At 49.3% G+C, this 20,738-nt stretch carries 16 protein-coding genes and 4 pseudogenes; 14 read left to right on the top strand and 6 right to left on the bottom strand.

What is annotated here, in order from left to right:
• Nucleotides 1-386 precede the first annotated feature (386 nt).
• Nucleotides 387-1,457 (top strand): iron-containing alcohol dehydrogenase family protein, encoded by a 1,071-nt coding sequence (locus tag JCM17471_RS09110; RefSeq protein WP_054777628.1) that lies wholly within the window; start codon nt 387-389, stop codon nt 1,455-1,457.
• Between the two features lie 80 nt (nt 1,458-1,537).
• On the opposite strand, the gene mnmG is transcribed toward JCM17471_RS09110, so the two are convergent.
• The 6 genes and pseudogenes from mnmG to rpmH form a co-directional block, all read right to left on the bottom strand.
• Nucleotides 1,538-3,427 (bottom strand): tRNA uridine-5-carboxymethylaminomethyl(34) synthesis enzyme MnmG, encoded by a 1,890-nt coding sequence (gene mnmG / locus JCM17471_RS09115; RefSeq protein ID WP_054777629.1) that lies wholly within the window; start codon nt 3,425-3,427, stop codon nt 1,538-1,540.
• Between the two features lie 8 nt (nt 3,428-3,435).
• On the bottom strand, nt 3,436-4,824 hold the full coding sequence (mnmE, locus tag JCM17471_RS09120) for a tRNA uridine-5-carboxymethylaminomethyl(34) synthesis GTPase MnmE (protein ID WP_054777630.1): 1,389 nt from the start codon (nt 4,822-4,824) through the stop codon (nt 3,436-3,438).
• Between the two features lie 149 nt (nt 4,825-4,973).
• A complete protein-coding gene (gene jag / locus JCM17471_RS09125) occupies nt 4,974-5,663 on the bottom strand; it encodes an RNA-binding cell elongation regulator Jag/EloR (protein WP_054777631.1) in 690 nt (229 codons plus the stop codon).
• A 23-nt stretch (nt 5,664-5,686) separates the two neighbouring features.
• Nucleotides 5,687-6,481 carry a membrane protein insertase YidC gene (gene yidC / locus JCM17471_RS09130; protein ID WP_054777677.1) on the bottom strand — a complete coding sequence of 265 codons (795 nt, stop codon included), beginning with the start codon at nt 6,479-6,481 and terminating at the stop codon, nt 5,687-5,689.
• A gap of 61 nt (nt 6,482-6,542) precedes the next feature.
• Nucleotides 6,543-6,898: pseudogene (gene rnpA, locus JCM17471_RS09135) on the bottom strand (ribonuclease P protein component).
• A 133-nt stretch (nt 6,899-7,031) separates the two neighbouring features.
• The gene (gene rpmH, locus JCM17471_RS09140) at nt 7,032-7,172 is read right to left on the bottom strand and encodes a 50S ribosomal protein L34 (protein WP_003568442.1); all 141 of its coding nucleotides are present in this window, start codon (nt 7,170-7,172) and stop codon (nt 7,032-7,034) included.
• Between the two features lie 513 nt (nt 7,173-7,685).
• On the opposite strand from rpmH, the pseudogene dnaA reads away from it, so the two are divergent.
• The 13 genes and pseudogenes from dnaA (at nt 7,686) to rpsR (ending at nt 20,728) form a co-directional block, all read left to right on the top strand.
• Nucleotides 7,686-9,022: pseudogene (gene dnaA / locus JCM17471_RS09150) on the top strand (chromosomal replication initiator protein DnaA).
• A 164-nt stretch (nt 9,023-9,186) separates the two neighbouring features.
• Nucleotides 9,187-10,326, top strand: coding sequence for a DNA polymerase III subunit beta (dnaN, locus tag JCM17471_RS09155; protein ID WP_054777633.1), 1,140 nt, complete (start codon nt 9,187-9,189; stop codon nt 10,324-10,326).
• A gap of 307 nt (nt 10,327-10,633) precedes the next feature.
• The gene (locus tag JCM17471_RS09160) at nt 10,634-10,969 is read left to right on the top strand and encodes a hypothetical protein (RefSeq protein ID WP_156321663.1); all 336 of its coding nucleotides are present in this window, start codon (nt 10,634-10,636) and stop codon (nt 10,967-10,969) included.
• A gap of 8 nt (nt 10,970-10,977) precedes the next feature.
• The gene (locus JCM17471_RS09165; protein ID WP_054777635.1) at nt 10,978-11,382 is read left to right on the top strand and encodes a hypothetical protein; all 405 of its coding nucleotides are present in this window, start codon (nt 10,978-10,980) and stop codon (nt 11,380-11,382) included.
• Nucleotides 11,346-11,765 carry a hypothetical protein gene (locus JCM17471_RS09170; RefSeq protein ID WP_156321664.1) on the top strand — a complete coding sequence of 140 codons (420 nt, stop codon included), beginning with the start codon at nt 11,346-11,348 and terminating at the stop codon, nt 11,763-11,765. Before JCM17471_RS09165 ends, JCM17471_RS09170 begins: the two co-directional genes overlap by 37 nt.
• A gap of 248 nt (nt 11,766-12,013) precedes the next feature.
• Complete coding sequence (yaaA, locus tag JCM17471_RS09175) at nt 12,014-12,232, top strand: S4 domain-containing protein YaaA (RefSeq protein ID WP_054777637.1); 219 nt, start codon at nt 12,014-12,016, stop codon at nt 12,230-12,232.
• Nucleotides 12,229-13,346: pseudogene (gene recF / locus JCM17471_RS09180) on the top strand (DNA replication/repair protein RecF). The gene yaaA and the pseudogene recF overlap by 4 nt, the downstream one beginning before the upstream one ends.
• A 21-nt stretch (nt 13,347-13,367) precedes the next feature.
• Nucleotides 13,368-15,331, top strand: a pseudogene (gyrB, locus tag JCM17471_RS09185) (DNA topoisomerase (ATP-hydrolyzing) subunit B).
• 261 nt (nt 15,332-15,592) lie between these two features.
• Nucleotides 15,593-18,157 (top strand): DNA gyrase subunit A, encoded by a 2,565-nt coding sequence (gene gyrA / locus JCM17471_RS09190; RefSeq protein ID WP_054777638.1) that lies wholly within the window; start codon nt 15,593-15,595, stop codon nt 18,155-18,157.
• 263 nt (nt 18,158-18,420) lie between these two features.
• On the top strand, nt 18,421-19,134 hold the full coding sequence (locus JCM17471_RS09195; protein WP_054777639.1) for a VIT1/CCC1 transporter family protein: 714 nt from the start codon (nt 18,421-18,423) through the stop codon (nt 19,132-19,134).
• 432 nt (nt 19,135-19,566) lie between these two features.
• Complete coding sequence (gene rpsF, locus JCM17471_RS09200) at nt 19,567-19,863, top strand: 30S ribosomal protein S6 (RefSeq protein ID WP_054777640.1); 297 nt, start codon at nt 19,567-19,569, stop codon at nt 19,861-19,863.
• A 32-nt stretch (nt 19,864-19,895) separates the two neighbouring features.
• Nucleotides 19,896-20,453 (top strand): single-stranded DNA-binding protein, encoded by a 558-nt coding sequence (gene ssb, locus JCM17471_RS09205; RefSeq protein WP_054777641.1) that lies wholly within the window; start codon nt 19,896-19,898, stop codon nt 20,451-20,453.
• Nucleotides 20,454-20,491: 38 nt separating this feature from the next.
• A complete protein-coding gene (gene rpsR, locus JCM17471_RS09210) occupies nt 20,492-20,728 on the top strand; it encodes a 30S ribosomal protein S18 (protein WP_054777642.1) in 237 nt (78 codons plus the stop codon).
• The last annotated feature ends 10 nt before the right edge of the window (nt 20,729-20,738 follow it).

Below are 20,738 nucleotides of genomic sequence, written 5' to 3' on the forward strand. Positions count from 1 at the left end.
GCCCTTCTGAAAAATTCAGAAGGGCCGACAATAGTGCCGGGGGTACCACCCAGGTTCGTCTCCATACGAAGACCTTTAAATGCGTAATCACATCGTAACCCGGTAACGGAGGCACCCGTATTCGACTCAGATTGCCGAATCCATTCAGAGATCATTTTCACCGTCAGCCCGCTCACTGCCTTCTCACCTACTGGCAATTCTCTGTGCTTTGCGCTGCCGATTACTCTTCTCGTCACATCGTTTTTTATCAGTTAAATTTAATTTTTCATTATCATACGGCAGGCAATGAACCCTGTCAACACAAATTTAAGCTTGACAAAAAAATTTTCGAACTCTAACATGACATCATTCGTGAAAAATAAATGAGAAAATGAGAGGTGCTATTTATGAGCATAGAAGACCTCATTCGACCAGGAGCAAACCAATATGTGAGCGCGGAACACGCGCTCGATGAGTTGCCAGATTTACTGACACCCTTTCACCACCCCGTCATCATCACGGGTGACAAATCTTACGCGGCATTCACAGCGCATAGCAACACCGCATTCGACTATCCAGTCCTGCGCTATGACGGTTCCGCCAGTGATGAAGACGGTCAACATCTGGCCGATCAGGCACCCGATGCCGATGTCATTATCGGCATTGGTGGCGGCCGGGTCCTCGACACCGCCAAAGTGAGTGCGGAAGTGCTCGCCATCCCGATTATCACGGTACCGACACTCGCCTCTAACTGTGCGCCATACACCCCAATCGGCGCCATCTACCATCAGGATCACACCTTTAAGCGTGTCGCCTATTTCAGCCAAGCACCCTATGCGACTGTAGTCGACTGGTCATTGATTTTGGATGCCCCACGCGATTACTTCATCGCCGGAATCGGTGATACATTGGCGAAGTGGTATGAGATCCAAGGCATTGTGGCAACGCTCGATCAGCCACTACCCGCTTTTAACCAGCTGGGTTATCTGGCCGCGCAAAATATTCGCGAGGTCATCACCAATCACGCCTTGAATGCCACCCATGACTTTGATGACCATCACCTAACGCAGGAACTAGTTGACGTGATTGATGCCATTATCGGCATTGCGGGGACCGTTGGGGGATTTGCCGTGGCGTATGGCCGCACATCGGGCGCGCATGCAATCCATAATGGACTGTCGTATATCAACGAAACTCATGCGATTCTGCACGGCTCAAAGGTCGCCTATGGCATTCTGGTGCAACTCGCTTACACCGGCCAAACAGATGAAATCGAGTCCCTACTGCCGCTCTATCACGCGCTCGGCTTGCCAACGACACTGGCCGATCTCAACGTCACGACGCAACCGATTGCGCCTGTCGCAGAATGGGCCGCCCAACCCCAAGAATCTTTCAAGTTGATCGATCCCGCGGTCACACCTGACAAGATTGAAGCGGCGATTGAAGCCGTTGAGAAAGTCACCACTGCGGCACATTAACCTGGGAAATATTGTGCACGAGGCACATAAAAAGCGGTTGTGACAAAACCAAATTGGTTTTGTCACAACCGCTTTTATTTTTATGCCGTTACCTTCGCAATCCGGCCCTGTTCGATATAGACGGACAGAATCGCGATATCAGCGGGATTGACACCACTGATTCGGCTAGCCTGGGCAATCGTCTCTGGCTGAATCTTGGTCAACTTTTGACGGGCTTCTGTGGCTAACCCGTTGATGGCTTCATAGTCCAAGCGTTCTGGAATCTTCTTGGCTTCCAACCGCTTCAAGCGATCGATGCTCTGTTGTTCTTTAGCGATGTAACCCGCATACTTGATCTGAATTTCAACCTGTTCAACGACCCGGTGATCCAGATTCTCGGCTGGAATGAACTGCAATAAGTCGTTGTAGGTCACTTCTGGCCGCTTCAAGAAATCACTCGCGAGCACGCCATCCTTGAGAGGTGCTGCACCTAAGCTTGCCAACCAATCATTGACCTGGGCTGGCTTCAAGCGAATGCTATCCAACCGGGCGAGTTCTGCTTCAATCTGTGCCTTCTTGGTTTCAAATTGCGCAAACCGCACATCATTGATTAAGCCCAATCCGTGGCCCATTTCGGTGAGTCGCAAGTCGGCATTATCGTGCCGCAAAATCAAGCGGTACTCTGCACGGCTCGTCAGCAAGCGATAGGGTTCGTTGGTGCCCTTGGTCACCAAGTCATCGATCATCACCCCGATGTAAGCATCGGAGCGCTTGAGCGTGAATGGTGCCTTATTTTCGGCACGTAATGCGGCGTTGATACCAGCGATCAGACCTTGGCCGGCTGCTTCTTCGTAACCGGAAGTCCCATTCATTTGGCCCGCGGTATACAAGTTCTTAACGACCTTGGTTTCAAGGGTTGGGTGCAGTTGCCATGGTTCGATCACATCGTACTCGATGGCGTAACCGGGACGCATCATTTCGGCGTGCTCGAGGCCAGCCACACTGTGTAACATCTTCAATTGCACTTCTTCTGGCATGGAGGTGGAGAAGTCGCCAACGTAATATTCATCGGTGTCACGGCCTTCTGGTTCCAAGAATAGTTGGTGGCGTGGCTTGTCAGCGAAACGCACAACCTTATCTTCGATGGATGGGCAATAACGTGGGCCAACACCCTTGATGACACCAGAGAACATTGGGGCGCGATCGAGATTTTCACGAATAATTTCGTGCGTCTTATCGTTGGTGTAGGTCATCCAGCAAGACAGTTGATCCTTCAGATAGACCGCGTCACTGGTTTCATAACTGAAGTGGTTAGGGGTCGTATCGCCGGGTTGTTCCTCGGTCTTGTCAAAATCAATGGTGTTGCCATCCACACGTGGTGGTGTCCCGGTCTTGAAGCGACGCAGGCTGAAGCCCAATTCCTCGAGATTCTCGGAGAGCTTCACACTAGGCAAGCTGTTATTAGGGCCAGAGCTGTACATCAGTTCACCGATGATAATCTTACCGCGGGAGCTGGTTCCAGCTGTCAGCACAACACTCTTAGCGTGATAACGCGCACCTGTCGCGGTCACAACACCGACACAGACGCCATCTTCAACCAACAAGCGTTCCGCCATCCCTTGACGCAAGGTCAGGTTAGGTTGGGCTTCGATGACTGCCTTCATGCTGCGGTGGTAAGCGGCCTTATCTGCTTGGGCCCGCAATGCACGCACAGCGGGGCCTTTACCGGTATTTAACATCCGCATCTGGATATAGGTCTTATCGATGTTGCGGCCCATTTCGCCACCCAAAGCATCAATTTCTCGCACCACGATTCCCTTCGCTGGGCCACCCAGTGAGGGATTACATGGCATAAACGCTAACATGTCGACATTGATCGTCAACAACAGGGTCTTTTCACCCATCCGTGCCGCTGCCAAAGCCGCTTCAGAACCCGCATGGCCCGCACCGACGACAATCACATCATATTCGTTTGAATCGTACTCGCGCATGTTTTTTCCTACTTTCCTAAACAAAATTGACTAAAGAGTTGTGTAATCAGCTCATCAGGTGCTGCATCACCCGTGATTTGACCCAAGTTATCCCAGGCGCTGGTCATATCGATCTGCACCAAATCGATTGGCATGCCCGCTTGAATGCCATCAATCACGCCATCGAGATCGTGCTGCGCTTGCCGCAACAGGCCGATCTGACGCGAGTTAGAAACCATCACGGTGGTTTGACTGTTCTCGATGCCGCCAAAGAACAATTCCGCAATGCGTTCATCGAGTGCCGTCATGCCTTCACTGGTCAACGCGGAAGTGGTCAACACATCCTTGGCATCGACCAAGGTCGCCAGTTCCTGTTGATCCAGCTGTGCCGGTAGGTCTTGCTTGTTCAAAATCACGATGCGTTTCTTGTCGGCAGTCGCTGCCAACAAGTCGCGATCCTCTTGGGTGAGCGGCCGACTCTGATCCAATACCAGCAGAATCAAATCCGCTTGCGTAATCGCAGCTCGTGAGCGTTCCACCCCGATTTTTTCGACCTTGTCGTCGGTATCATGAATCCCGGCCGTGTCAATCAGCTTGAGCGGCACGCCGCGCACATTGACATACTCTTCCAAGGTGTCACGCGTGGTACCCGCCACATCCGTCACAATCGCCTTATCTTCATGCAACATGTGATTCAGCAGCGAAGATTTCCCAACGTTAGGGCGGCCCACAATCGCGGTGGCCAGTCCTTCGCGCAAGACCTTACCTTGTCCCGCCGTCTGCAGGAGTTGGGCAATCGCGGCCTTCACCACCTGCGCCTTTTCCAGCAACAATTGGGTGGTCATCTCATCGGTATCATACTCTGGGTAATCAATATTGACCTCGACTTGTGCCAACACCTCGAGAATCTCTTGGCGCAGATTCGTAATCAGGTGGTTCAGATTCCCGTCCAGTTGATTGACCGCCACTTGCATCGCGCGATCGGTCTTGGCCCGAATCAGATCCATGACGGATTCCGCTTGGGTCAAGTCGATGCGGCCATTCAAGAAGGCACGTTTGGTGAATTCACCGGGTTCTGCCAGTCGCGCGCCCTGACCGAGCAACAACTGTAAGATCCGATTCGTCGCCACAATCCCACCGTGACAGTTGATTTCGATGACATCCTCACGCGTGAACGTCTTAGGTGCGCGCATCACACTGACCATCACCTCATCCACTGTTTCGTCGTTATCGGGATCGATAATGTGACCGTAATTGATGGTGTGGCTCGCCACTTCCGTCAAATCACGCCCCTTAAATACCGAATTGGCCACCTCTAATGCGGTCAATCCGCTGAGCCGAACGATTGAAATCGCCCCTTCACCAGGTGGCGTTGAAATCGCGGCAATGGTTTCATCTGCTGTTATCACTTGTTCCATAACTGTTGACATCCTCCTTTCGAGCAACAAAAAAGCGCAGTATCCACGAGCCGCACTCAAAAAGGCGACCGTGGACAAAGCACTTTGACTACTTCATCTCGTTATTTAATTGCGTTCATCATAACTAAAAATAAGCGCATTGTCAAAACTTAATGTTGTTTTTGCGGCACAATCACCACGTAACGATAGGGATCATGACCATCCGAACGCGTGTGCACGTACGGATTATCCGCTAAGGCGGCGTGAATGGCCTTGCGTTCAAACGATGGCATCGGGTCGAGATAGACCGGCTGCCCCGTCGCAATCACATCACGCGCACTGCGCTGAGCGAGGCGCTTCACGGTATCCTGACGACGTTCGCGATAGTCACCGACATCGAGCATCAGTGTGAGCTTGTGTTGGCCGTGATGATTGAACAAGGTCTGCGCTAATTCCTGTAACGCATTGATAATACGACCATGCTTCCCAATCAATAGCGCTTCCTTGTCCGTCGCAAATGTAAAGGTAACAACATTGCCTTTTCGCGACTGACTGACAGTGGCATCAATTGCCATGGCCTTGGTCACACTTTGCAGATAAGTTTCAACCAACTGCAGCGCTGTTGCATCATCCGGTTTTTCAGCCGTTTCAGGTGCCGTCTGCGCCTCATCGGGTGCAGCTGCTTCAGGCACCACAACTTTGGGTGTGAGTTCGACGGTAGCTAAACGCCGACCAAACCCCAAGAAACCACGTTTACCTTCATCCACCACTTCAATCGTGACGGTATCACGAGGCACTTGCATCACCTGCAAACCCAGCTCAATGGCAGCCTGCATGGTTTTTCCTTGAAACGTTGGCATCACTGTTCTCCTATAATGAACGTTTAACGGCGCAACGCACGCTTCTTGGCCTTAGCCAGGGCACGCTTGCGTTCTTTTTCCGCTTCCAACTTAGCCTCACGTTCGCGACGAATCTTGAACGGATTTTGGATAATCATGGTCTGTAACAGTGAGAAGGCGTTCGTGACAACCCAGTAGATTGAGATCGCACTTGGCAAGCTGAAGGCCATGAACAAGATCATGATTGGGGTGACCCCAACCATAATCCAGCTCGTCGCATTCCGTGTTGGTTGTGACAACATCGACATGTAACTGGTCAGAGCGGTAAAGAGGGCCGCAACAATTGGCATCACCCAATAAGGATCGGGATGTGCCAGGTTCATCCATAAGAATGAGCCGGCCTTTAAGGCATCGGTCCGCGCAATCGCTTGATACAACGCGAACAGGAACGGCATTTGAATTACTAATGGTAAACAACCCATCACTGGATTGATGCCGGCTTCCGCGTAAAGCTTTTGCGTCTCTTCACGGAGTTTTTGCTGGGTAGCTTGATCCTTACTACTATATTTCTGTTGTAATTCTTTCATCTGAGGCGCAATTTCTTGTTGCTTCCCCATGCTCTTCATTGAGATGTAACTCAATGGGAAGATAATAATCCGAACCAATAAGGTAAAGACGATGATCCCAACACCAGGATTGCCGCCAAAGATGTTTGCGAGCCACAAGATGAATTGGGCTGCGTTATACACGATATATCGGTCCCAGAAGCCAGTACTATTCGCATTGACAGCAGATGTGCCACATGCGGCTAAGAAGACGACCAGACTCATCAGCGCCATGCTGACGAGCAGTCGTTTGGTTGTACGCTTACTCACAAGAATACCTCACTTATATGTATGATTAAATCACGTCAACTTCATCAGCCAGAATGCCGGCCAACGTTAGGGCATGAATTAGATTCTTTTTGGTTTCGGCCATGGTCAATCGCGTAGCCGGTTTGCGGGCGATGACGAGAAATCCGCCTGCGGGTCAATCCGTGGTTTGAGTTCTAAAAGGCTTTGCCGAATGTAACGCTTCACTTGATTTCGCATCACTGCGGTATGGCCAACTTTCTTCCCCACCGAGATCCCCACCCGAAAATGGGGTTGATCGCGTTTGAGCTGATAGATCACGAAGTTCCGGTTGGCCACCGATTGCCCGTGCTCAAACACATCCTGAAACTCGGCTTCTTTTTTAATACGGTATGATTTGCGCACGCTGCTCCCTCACATTCAATGATACGGTTGCCTGAACTGACAATCGGTTGATAGCACAATTGAAGGCAACCACCTCAACAAAGTGCGATGATCGCCTTCTGATAAAAAAACCACTGACCGCGGTCAGTGGTTTTTAGGCAGATAATACTTTACGTCCCTTAGCGCGGCGACGTGCTAAAACTTTACGGCCGTTCTTTGTGCTCATCCGCTTCATGAAACCGTGAACGCGTTCGCGGTGACGTTTCTTTGGTTGGAATGTACGCTTTGTTGTCATTGTATGCACCTCCTGTTTGTAACTTGATATTTAATCAATTAGCTACAGTCATATCAAACATCTCACAATTATACGGGTCACCCACTGATTCGTCAAGTTAGAATGCACGCATTTTCATAAAAAACTTATCCACAAATCCGCGAAATAGCGGATTTTTGTTGATAACTTGTGATTTTAACCCGGACTTGCTTTTATCCACCACAGGTAATTCGCAGGCTTTTCCAGAAATTAACAGCCTGTTTTTATGTTTATCCACAAGGTGAATTTCAGCGGTTAATAACTTGTGAAACATGCATTGCGATAACATTTTAAGATTGCGTCTCATTGTTGATAAGTCGAATATTTTGCGGAGTTTTCCGCAATCATTACTCATCTGTGGATAACGAGTTATGCACCTGTGGTTTTCGCCTTTTTATTTTTGAGGATTGTGTGGATAGTTTGATTGTCTGTGGAAAACTTTTTTAGTCATGCTACACTAAGTCAGTGAACATTTTGGGAATAGGAGGAGCGCATGTGCCAAATTTAGATGAGCTGTGGGCGTATTTGAAAGACAAATTCCGCGCGGACTTGACGCAAGTCGGTTTTAACACCTGGATCGAAACTGCCAAGCCCGTACGCCTCACGCAAACGACGTTAGAAATCAGTGTGCCGGCACAACTGCATAAGAACTACTGGGAAAAGAATCTCGCCACAAAAGTGGTTGAAGGCGTTTATGAATTTGCGCGGTTAGAAGTGACACCCGTCATCAAAACCGGCGACGAATTAGAACCCGACCCTTTAAGCGATATTCAGACCGACCAGCCGATTCCAACGTTTAAGGAAAAGAGTCACCTTAATAGTAAATACACGTTTGAAACATTCGTGACGGGTAAGGGTAATCAGATGGCGCACGCCGCGGCATTAGTGGTTTCCGAAGAACCCGGGGTCTTATATAATCCATTATTCCTGTATGGTGGCGTGGGTTTGGGTAAAACGCATTTGATGCAGGCGATTGGGCATCAGCTTCTGACATCCAATCCAGAAGCCAAGGTCAAGTACGTGACCAGTGAAGCCTTCACCAATGACTTCATCAACTCCATTCGGACCAAGACTCAAGAAGAATTCCGGCAAGAATATCGTAACGTGGACCTCTTGCTGGTCGATGATATTCAGTTCTTTGCTGATAAGGAAGGGATTCAAGAAGAATTCTTCCATACATTCAATGCCTTATATGAAGACAAAAACAAATCGTCCTCACCAGTGATCGCCTACCAAACGAAATTCCAAAGCTGCAAGATCGCTTGGTATCGCGGTTTAAGTGGGGTTTATCTGTCGATGTGACACCGCCTGATTTAGAGACGCGGATTGCCATTTTGCGCAATAAGGCCAACGCCGAGAATCTGGTCATTCCAGATGACACGTTGTCTTACATCGCCGGCCAGATCGATAGTAACGTGCGTGAACTCGAGGGTTCTTTGGTGCGGGTTCAAGCTTATGCGAACCTCAAGCACGAAGCGATCACGACCAGCTTGGCCGCGGACGCGCTGAAGAGTTTGAAGCTCAACACCAAGAATCACGCCCTCTCGATCAGTCGCATCCAGGAGATTGTCGCCAAATATTACGGCACAACCGTCAGCGAACTCAAAGGTAAGAAGCGCGTCAAACAGATTGTGATGCCGCGCCAAATTGCCATGTACTTAGCGCGTGAGATGACCGACAATAGCCTGCCAAAAATCGGTCAGGCCTTTGGTGGCAAGGATCATACGACTGTCATTCACGCACACGAAAAAATCACCGATATGATTACAACCGATGATAGTTTGAAAGCTGATATTCTCGAATTACGCAATCGATTAAAGAATGAACATTGATGGGTGTGAACAAGTCGACAGATATCCTCACTTTTATCTACCGACTTATCCACAGGTGTATAACTGCTGTGCTTAAGTTTCACAGGATTTTCCACATTACCCACAGCCCCTACTACTATTACTAAAAATCTTAAATAATATATATATACTGGAGGTCCCCAGCTATGAAATTTACGATTACCCGTTCGGTATTCCTCAAAACATTGAATGACGTCTCCCGTGCGATTTCATCCAAGACAACAATTCCTATTTTGACCGGACTCAAGTTAGTGCTCAGTGATACCGGTCTTGTGTTAACTGGTAGTGACGCTGATATCTCAATTGAATCACGCATTGATGCCACCAGTGAAAACAACGATCTTCAAATTGAAAGTACCGGTTCGATTGTGTTGCCAGCCCGTTTCTTCAGTGAGATCGTGAAGCGACTGCCTGAAAACACGATGACGTTAGAGGTCAAAGATAACTTCCAAACCTTGATTACATCCGGGTCTTCCGAATTTACGATCAATGGTTTAGATGCCAACAACTATCCACGGTTACCAGAAATCAGCGCCCCACAACCATTGATGTTGAACGCTGAAGTGCTCAAGCAATTGATCAATCAAACGGTCATTGCGGTTTCTAATCAAGAGAGTCGTCCCGTGTTGACTGGGGTCCACTTTGTGATTAGTGGCGCCCAATTGATGGCGGTCGCAACGGATTCTCACCGCTTATCCCAGCGGACATTGGATTTGGAACAACCCACAACCACCGATTACGACGTGATTATTCCCGGGAAAAGTCTGGTTGAACTCAGTCGGATGCTGACGGATGACATCGATCAAGTTGAATTACGAATTGCTGAAAACCAAGTCTTGTTTATCATCGGCCAAACCGCCTTTTACTCACGGCTGTTAGAAGGCAATTACCCTGATACCACGCGCTTGATCCCAACAAGCAGCACCACGACAGTTGAATTTGCGGCACCCGCATTGTTGGCAGCCATTCAACGTGCAAGTCTGTTGAGTCATGAAAGTCGCAACAATGTGGTTCGGTTGACACTGGATGTGGCGACCCAAAGCGCCATCATTTATGGGAACTCTCCTGATGTCGGGAATGTTGAAGAAGTGCTCCAGTTCAGCGCCTTAAGCGGGGAAAACTTAGAAATTTCATTCAACCCTGATTACATGAAAGAAGCGTTGCAAGCCTTTGGTCAGACAACCGTTGAAGTGGCCTTCACCGCACCATTACGGCCTTTCACCTTGGTGCCTTCTGAAGATCGTGACCACTTCATTCAACTGATTACACCGGTCCGCACCTACTAATTGAATAATTATGCATCCTAGTTGTGATTTGTTTCACAATAAGAGCTGAAGCTGTAACCAAAGGATTTCTCAACCTTTTGAAACAAGATTAGCCAATCATGCTCTTAGCAACCATGAGCCTGTGACACCCCGAAAGGGGCTATGTCACAGGCTCTTTTTTTGTGGCTTCGCGTAATTTTAAGCATTAAGGAGGCGAGACCATGTTGAAGAAAATTGTGTTGGGTGTCTTACTCGTTCTTTGGTGGTTACCAAGTGTTCACGTCGATGCACAACTTGACAGTGATTATGATCCCTTTTTGGTGGGTTTGTGGCGCGACCGCCGGAACACTTCATCTTGCCGCGCGGTGTTCAGGTCCGACTAGCGCCAATGGTTTATCCGCCTGCCGCAGCAACCGGGCAAAAGCCGGCCAGGTTCAGCTGGCAAATGCCAAAGGAAATCTCATTGCAGGTTTTTGACAACGCGCAAAGCATGGTGAGTCTGCAGGCACATGCAGTTGGGCAGTATTCAATGACGGTAACGGCAAGCGTTGGCACCTGGCAGTACACGCAGACTTTCTCGGTGACCGTTCAAGAGAACTCGTTGGCGATTCCACCCATGCGCCTCGATCCGGTGAGTCTCAGTAGTTTGTCGGCTTTCCGCTGACACCAATCGTGCGCAATGCCAATGATGAAGTGGTGCTTGAGGTGGATATGATCCGCGGTGTGAAGCCGATTCCGGGGATTGAGCGGACTTATAACACGTTCCATCCCAATCCACCCAGTGTTCAACCCGAGTGGGGCAAAAACATGCCGGAGAGCACACCCGTTCAGGCGGATGTGAACTATATTGAACAGCCCATGATTGCACACATTCAATACGGCGGGACCATGCCGCTCACCATTACGGCCAATCGCGCCTTGACGCTGACGGTAGCGGGAATGCCCGGTCATCGCGATGACACCAGTTTGGATTACACCTGGTACATCAATGGCCAGGTTGTGGGTAGCAGCCAAGCGCCTGCATTCGATGTGCCGGCGTCATGGCCCTTATTAGAGAAGGGCAACACTTATTTGTGAAATTGACCTATCGTCGCGCTAATCAAACGGTGAGCCTGGTTAGTGCCAGAGCCCCAATCACAGTTCTACCAGCCCCGGCTCAACCGGAGCAGCCGGTTCAAGGATTAGCGGTGCAACGCCTAACAGAAGCACCACAGCAATTACGTACGCAGTTGCAATTGCCAGCGCCTGGTCAGCTCGCTGTGACCTTAACGCCACACGTGCCTTTTGTCGTGGGTGGCACCATCGATAGTCAGCGCATTGAAGCGGATGGCAAACCGCACGTGCTAGCGAACACACATCCCGTGGTGCCGGTGATGATTCAGCTGGCGCAAACCAATATTGTGCCGCCCACAACAACGGTGGCGACAGTGACGTGGACGCAAGCACAGACGCCAGCGTAAAAATCCTTGCTAATCGTGGCATAAAAAGGCCGGCAATCTTGGAAAACAAAATTTTAGCCCTTTTTAACGGATTTGAGCATTTTTAGGGAGGGGGGCTAATCGAACCTTAAATCGGCTGAAACGGCCATATATTGGCGAATTAAATTGTAATTGGCCCAGAAAAAGGTATAATATTAGTAGACTTTAGCCAACAAAAAGGCTAAATGACGGCATTTACTCAAGTGAAAACGCAAAGGAGATTGGGTGGCATGGAAACAGTAACAATTACCACCGCTTTTTTAACCCTGGGACAATTACTCAAAGAGGTCGGGGTTATCGACAGCGGTGGCGCAGCGAAGTTTTATCTGGCTGAGCAGACGGTATTGGTTAACGGTGAACCCGATCAACGGCGCGGGCGCAAGTTGTATCCCGGTGACGTGATTGCATTAGAAGACGGGCAACAATTCACCGTGGCGATCGCGGAATGAATCTGAAACACCTCACGTTAAAGCATTACCGCAATTATGCGGCGGTGGATGCCAGCTTCTCACCTTCGATCAACGTGTTGATTGGTGAGAATGCGCAAGGCAAAACCAACCTGCTTGAAGCGATTTATGTGCTCGCATTGGCGCGAAGTCATCGCACCAATAATGACAAGGAACTGATTCAATTTGGAAGTGAGTTTGCGAAGGTGACGGGGCTTGTTGAGCGTCGCACCGGCACACTGCCACTTGAACTGGTAATCAGTCAGCAGGGCAAAAAGCGCGGGTCAATCATCTCGAGCAGGCAAAACTGTCGCAATACTTGGGGCACTTTAACGTGATTTTGTTTGCGCCAGAAGATCTGACCATCGTCAAAGGCAGTCCAGCGGGGCGACGGCGATTCATCGACATGGAATTCGGTCAGATGAGTCCCAAATACCTCTACAACTTGGCGCAATATAAAACGATGTTGAAGCAGCGCAATGCATATCTCAAGCAATTGCGATTTCACCAGGCCAAAGACTTGGTGTATCTCGATGTGTTAACGGATCAACTCGCCGCATTTGGTGCGGAGATTATTGTGACGCGCGCAGCACTGCTCGATGACATGGCGAAGTTTGCGGCTCAGGTGCACAGTGACATCACAACCGCGCATGAGCAGCTGACCTTCAAGTACCAGACGCAAGTCGAACCCGATGCGCGGCATGATGATGAACAGGCGTATGAAGCGCTCAGTGAGAGCTTCAAAAAGTATCGCGCGCGCGAGATTGATCAGGGCACCACGCTGGTTGGTCCGCACCGCGATGACGTCAGTTTTATCGTCAATGAGCGCGATGTGGCGAGCTTTGGCAGTCAGGGGCAACAGCGCACGACGGCCTTAGCGGTCAAGCTGGCCGAAATCGAATTGATGCATCACCAAACAGGCGAGTATCCCGTCCTCTTACTGGACGATGTGCTCTCCGAATTGGACGATATGCGTCAAACGCACCTCTTACGTGCGATTCAAAATAAAGTACAAACTTTTTTGACCACCCCCAGTTTGGATGGTGTGGCCAAGGAAATGATCGATCAACCCACGGTGTTTGAGGTTCATCAAGGCGAATTAACACCGTTATCATAAATAGAAAGTAGGATTGAAATCGTGACGGATCAAGAAAAAGAGCAGTTAGAAGAAAAGAAAGACGCACTTGCCGCTGAATATGATGCGAGTCAGATTCAAGTGCTTGAGGGCCTCGAAGCGGTTCGTAAGCGTCCAGGGATGTATATCGGAACGACCAGTAGCCAAGGTCTGCACCATTTGGTCTGGGAAATCATTGATAACGGGATTGATGAAGCCTTAGCTGGGTTTGCGTCCAAGATTGAAGTCGAAATCGAACCTGATAATTCAGTGACGGTGACCGATGATGGCCGTGGGATTCCGGTTGACATTCAATCCAAAACAGGTCGTCCAGCCCTTGAAACTGTCTACACGATTTTGCATGCCGGTGGGAAATTCGGCGGCGGCGGCTACAAAGTTTCTGGTGGGCTGCACGGGGTTGGGGCTTCTGTCGTGAATGCCTTGTCCACCGAATTAGATGTTGAAGTCACGCGTGGCGGCAAACGGTACTATATCGATTTTCGTTTAGGTAAGGTGCACACACCAATGAAGGTGATTGGCGATGCGCCTGAACACGAACACGGCACCAAGGTTCACTTTGTGCCCGATCCCGATATTTTCACTGAAACCACCGTGTACGATGACAAGATTCTGACGACACGGATTCGCGAATTGGCTTTCCTGAATAAGGGCTTGAAGCTGACCTTCACGGACAAGCGTGCCGAAACGCACGAGAAGCTTGAATTCCACTATGAAGGTGGGATTAAGTCTTACGTTGAATTCTTGGACGACAAGAAGAATACCTTGCTCGATGAACCTGTCTACGTTGAAGGCCAACAGAGCGGGATTACCGTTGAAGTTGCCCTGCAATACACCGACGATTACCACAGCAACTTGATGACCTTTGCGAACAACATCCATACCTACGAAGGTGGGACGCATGAAGCTGGGTTCAAGACGGCGCTAACACGTGTGATCAACGATTATGCGCGTAAGAGCGGCGCATTGAAGGATGGCGATGACAACCTGAGCGGTGAAGATGTCCGCGAAGGGATGACCGCTGTTGTCTCAGTGAAGCACCCGGATCCTCAATTTGAAGGTCAGACCAAGACCAAGCTGGGGAACTCGGACGCGCGTTCCGTTACCGATCGCATGTTCAGTGAACACTTCAGCAAGTATCTGATGGAACACCCAACACCAGCGCGCTTGATTATCGACAAAGCGATCCTGGCAGCCAAGGCGCGTCTGGCAGCTAAGCGTGCACGTGAAGTGACACGTAAGAAGAGTGGGTTGGAAATTTCTAATCTGCCTGGTAAGTTGGCCGACAACACCAGTAAAGATCCTGAAATCTCAGAATTGTTCATTGTCGAAGGGGATTCCGCCGGCGGTTCTGCTAAGTCCGGTCGGAGTCGTCTGACACAAGCGATTCTGCCTATTCGTGGGAAGATTTTGAACGTTGAAAAAGCCAGCATGGAACGCATTTTGGCTAACGAAGAAATTCGGACACTGTTCACCGCGATGGGAACTGGTTTTGGTGAAGAATTCGATGTGGCTAAGGCGCGTTATCACAAGCTGATCATCATGACCGATGCCGATGTCGATGGTGCCCATATTCGGACCTTGTTGCTCACACTGATTTATCGCTACATGCGGCCAGTGCTTGAAGCGGGATACGTTTATATCGCGCAACCACCTCTGTATCGGATTCGTCAGGGAAAATTGATGCAGTACATCGATTCTGACGAACAGTTGCAGGACGTCTTGGGGCAATTGCACCGAGTCCAAAACCTGAAATTCAACGGTACAAGGGGCTTGGTGAAATGGATGCCAGCCAATTGTGGGAAACCACGATGGATCCAGACAACCGTCGCTTATTGCGGGTGAGTCCAGAAGATGCGGCAGAAGCCGATAATATCTTTGATATGTTGATGGGCGATCGCGTGGAACCACGCCGTAAGTTCATTGAGGACAATGCGGTTTATGTGGATGTAAAGAATATTGATGCGTAGTGAGTGCGAGCAATCCCGCTTAGCTGATGAGGACTAACGGGCTTTGAACAAAGAACCTTGGTTTTAAGGTTCTGTGAAAAGCGGGTTAGCCGCAGTCAGCTGGGATTGCGAACACGTTATCGCAGGACGATGCGATTTGTGCATTGGCCAGGGTCGTGATTAGGCGGAATGGTCTGCCCTTGCGAGCACCTAGCACCGATTGATTTTTGATAAAAATGGGCCTGAAAGCCAAAGAACCAACGAAGGGAGATAATCAATACCATGGATGATCGCCAAGAAAGCCGCATCACCAATGTGAACCTGGGCGACACGATGCGCAAATCGTTCCTTGAGTACGCGATGAGTGTTATTGTCGCACGGGCATTACCAGATGTTCGTGACGGCTTGAAACCCGTTCAGCGCCGTATTTTGTATGGGATGAACGAATTAGGGGTAACCCCTGAAAAGCCGTATAAGAAGTCTGCCAGAATTGTCGGGGACGTCATGGGGAAGTACCACCCCCACGGTGACTCCTCGATCTATGAAGGTATGGTGCGGATGGCGCAGGACTTCAGTTATCGTTACATGTTAGTCGATGGTCACGGGAACTTCGGTTCAGTCGACGGTGACGGTGCCGCTGCGATGCGGTATACCGAAGCGCGGATGAGCAAAATCACAACAGAAATGTTGCGTGACATCAACAAAGACACGATCGATTACACGGATAACTATGATGGGTCCGAACGCGAACCTACCGTGTTACCTGCACGTTTCCCCAACCTGTTAGTGAACGGGGCAACCGGGATTGCGGTTGGGATGACCACCAATATTCCACCTCACAACTTGTCTGAAGTGATTTCGGCATTGCACATCTTGATGGACAATCCCGATGCCACAACAGCTGACTTGATGACGGCATTGCCTGGCCCAGACTTCCCAACAGGTGGTCTGGTGATGGGTAAGTCGGGGATTCGTCACGCTTACGAAACAGGTAAGGGGACGATTATCCAGCGCGCTAAGGTTGAGATTGTGACCGAAAAATCCGGTCGTGAACGTATTGTCGTGACTGAAATTCCATACATGGTGAACAAGGCCAAACTGGTGGAACGGATTGCGGATTTGGCACGTGACAAGAAGGTCGAAGGCATCACGGACCTGAACGATGAATCTGATCGTGATGGGATGCGGATTGTGATCGACATTCGTCGTGACGTCTCAGCGAGTGTTGTGCTGAACAACCTCTACAAGCTGACCCCATTACAAACTGGGTTTAGCTTCAACATGGTGGCGATTGTGGATGGTGCGCCTAAGGTATTGAGTCTGAAAGAAATTCTGACGCACTATCTGGCTCACCAAGAAATCGTGATTCGGCGGCGGACGCAATTCGACTTGAAGAAGGCCAAAGCACGTGCCCACATTCTCGAAGGGTTACGGATTGCGCTCGATCATATCGATGAAATCATCAGTATCATTCGTGGTTCCCAAACTGGGGATACCGCTAAAGTGATTTTGATGGACAAGTACCAGTTATCCGAAAAGCAGAGCCAAGCCATCTTGGATATGCGACTGGTTCGGTTGACCGGCTTGGAACGCGACAAGGTTGAAAATGAGTTCAATGATGTGCAAGCAGCCATCGCGGACTATGAAGATATCTTGGCCAAACCAGAACGTGTTCACCAATTGATCTATCAAGAATTACTCGATATTCAAAACAAGTTTGGCGATAAGCGTCGCACCGAATTGTTGGTCGGCGAAGTGCTGAGCCTTGAAGATGAGGACTTGATTGAAGAAGAAGACGTCGTGATTGCATTGACCCACAATGGTTATGTGAAGCGGCTGCCTGCAACTGAATTCAAGTCGCAAAATCGTGGTGGTCGTGGGATTCAAGGGATGGGCGTCCATGATGGTGACTTCATGGAACACCTTGTTTCCACCTCAACGCATGATATGTTGCTGTTCTTCACCAATACCGGGAAGGTTTACCGCAACAAGGGGTATGAAATTCCTGAATACGGCCGTACCGCCAAGGGGATTCCAATCATCAACTTGCTGGGGATTGATTCCGGTGAAAAGGTGCAGACGGTCATTAATGTCGGCAGCGGTGAGGACAGTGAACGTTACCTGTTCTTCGTCACCCGTGAAGGTGTCGTTAAGCGGACACCTGTTAGTGATTTTGCCAACATTCGCAGCAATGGTCTGATTGCCTTGAATCTCAAAGATGGCGACGAATTGAGCAATGTCATCCTGACATCAGGTAAAGATACCATCCTGATTGGGACACATCGCGGTTATTCTGTGACCTTCCTTGAAACCGATGTCCGGAGCATGGGTCGTTCAGCAACTGGTGTGCGGGGGATTCGTCTGCGTGAAGCAGATTACGTCATCGGTTCTGACATCCTCGATCCCGATTCTGAAGTCTTCGTGATCTCCGAAAAGGGTTATGGTAAGCGCACTAAGGCTTCCGAATACCCAACCAAGGGTCGCGGCGGTAAAGGGATCAAGACCGCTAACATCACCGAAAAGAACGGGCCATTGGCTGGTTTGACAACGGTGAAGGGCGATGAAGATATTCTGGTTATGACCGATTCAGGTGTCTTGATTCGTTTCAACATCCAGAGCGTCTCACAAACAGGTCGTGCCACACTTGGGGTTCGTCTGATTCGGGTGGATGATGATGCTAAGGTCGCAACAATGGCCAAGGTTGATCAAGAACCTGACGTTGACGATGAAGCACCAACGACATCTGAACCCACAACACCGACTGATGCACCAGCTGGCGATGCGGATGCGCAAGTTCAAGAATTATTGAACCGTGCTGAAACAGATGATGACGATAGTGATATCTAACGATTAGCAGAGGAAGATGTGACAAAAGGTGTTTAGAGCCGGAGGATTAACGGACATCGGGGCTAAATCTCGTATTTAGGATTTGCACCGAGGTTGGTTAATCGCAGTGCTCTACCTTTTGGAACTCGATTAAACAAAAAGTCGCCTTTCGGGGCGGCTTTTTTTGGTGATAATTTGCTCATAAATGCACACACTTGAAATGGAAAAAGGTATACTGATGATGTTAAATCGCTTACACCGACACAATCGAAAAGAGGATTATCATGAAAAACGCACCAGAAATCGCACTGTCACCTAAAATGCAAACCAAACCACAGGAACTGCGGCAAGGACTTACAAAGCTACGTGCGGGCGTCATGGGCGCCAATGACGGGATCATCTCCACTGCTGGGATGGTGATCGGGGTTTCTGGTGCACAGAAACCGTTGAGTACTGTTTTGATTGCGGGGGTCTTTATGATTCTGGCCGGTGCGCTTTCGATGGCTGGCGGAGAATATGTCTCGGTTTCCTCTCAAAAAGATATGCAACAGGCGAACTTCACTCGGTTGAATCATTTGATGAGCACTCATCCAGAAGCGGTCACCGATATGGTGAAGGATGCCTTACTCAAATTAGGTGAACCGGATGCCCATGCGACAGAATTGGCACAGACGCTGGTTCAAGATCAGGATATGGCTCAGATTCAACAATTGATTTACGGCAGTTCCTCATTGGCCTCACTCGATCCCATCACCGCTGCTTTGTCTGATGGTATCGCCTTTGTGTTGGGTGCCATCATTCCATTACTGTGCATTGCGTTATTGCCACCAGCCATCAAAGTGATTGGTACCATGGGTAGCGTCTTGCTCTGCCTGGCACTCACCGGCTTTATCAGCGCTAAGTTTGGGAAGGCCAATGTGAAACGGTCCCTGTGGCGCAACGTGGCGATTGGGACGCTGACCATGATGACGACTTACATTGTCGGGATTATGTGGTAGTCAAAGCCAATTCCTTTTAAAACAGTTGAGGTTGTGTCACCAGCCATTGAGGCGGGGATGCAATCTCTTTTTATTTTGGGTAAAGGGCTGTCTGTTCCGTTAGTGCTCACAGCCAAACCGTGTGGCTTCGCGCTCTAAACGCGCTCATCCACACTGCCTGTTCCGCCTAACAACACTAGCGCCAATTGCACAACCCGCAATTATTGCGCTAGTTCCGTTAGTGCTCACAGCCAAACCGTGTGGCTTCGCGCTCTCGCTTTTTGCGTAATCTATTTATAGATTCGGCAGCCAAATGAATCTATTTTGATTCGGACGTTGAGATTCAGTAAGAGGTATGCTAAACTAATAGCTTGTGAGTATGTGGCCAAAATGGTCAACGTTACTCCTTGTCCCTGCAGAGGGGACCAAAGTCCATAAGGAGGTGAATCGTCAATGGCTGAAACCAAATATGAAATTACTTACATCATCCGTCCTGATATGGATGAAGCAGGTAAGGCTGCGTTGGTTGAACGTTTTGACAACATTCTAAAAGATAATGGTGCGAACATTATTGATTCAAAGGATTGGCAAAAGCGTAAGTTTGCCTACGTAATCAGTAAGTTCTCTGAAGGCACATATCATATTGTGAATGTGACTGCAGAAGACGCTAGCGCAATTAATGAATTCGATCGTTTAGCTAAGATCTCTGGCGACATTTTGCGTCAAATGATCGTTAAGCGTGAAGACTAATCGCGTAACCAAGTGAAAAGGGGAGCTAAGGGATGATTAATCGCGTCGTTTTAGTGGGTCGGCTGACTCGAGATGTTGATTTGCGGTATACCCAAGGTGGCGCAGCAGTTGGTTCTTTTACCATCGCTGTGAACCGGCAGTTTACCAATCAACAAGGTGAGCGCGAAGCTGACTTTATCAATTGCGTTATTTGGCGTAAGAGTGCGGAAAACTTCAGTAATTTTACACGTAAGGGTTCGTTAGTCGGTGTTGAAGGCCGAATCCAGACACGTAATTACGAGAATCAACAGGGACAACGGGTGTATGTCACCGAAGTTGTCGTCGATAATTTCTCCCTGCTTGAATCACGTTCTACTACAGAGGCTCGTCCTTCTGAACCGGCGAATAATAATCAGAACTTTGGCAATCAGGGCTTTAACGGGCAACAACAAGCCCCACAAAGCTTCGGCAATCAAACGTCCCCAACATCATCTGCGGACCAGAATCAGACTCCAAACAGTTCTGCTAATGGTTCCTTCAATAGTCCAGATCCGTTTGCCAATAATAATGGCCAACCAATCGACATTTCAGATGATGATTTGCCATTCTAGGTGTTCAACACCCATTCTTAAGTAAAGGAGTGACATAAATGGCTCAACAACGTCGTGGAGGCCGTCGTCGTCGTAAGGTCGACTTCATTGCCGCAAACCACATCGAATACATCGATTATAAAGACACTAACTTGCTGGAACGGTTTGTCTCAGAACGGGGTAAGATCTTACCTCGCCGGGTTACCGGTACTAGCGCAAAGAACCAACGTAAGTTAACTATTGCGATTAAGCGTGCCCGTATCATGGGTTTACTGCCATTCGTTTCAGAAGACTAGTTTGGTTTTC

Source organism: Lacticaseibacillus saniviri JCM 17471 = DSM 24301, from assembly GCF_001311785.1.
Taxonomy (GTDB): Bacteria; Bacillota; Bacilli; order Lactobacillales; family Lactobacillaceae; genus Lacticaseibacillus; species Lacticaseibacillus saniviri.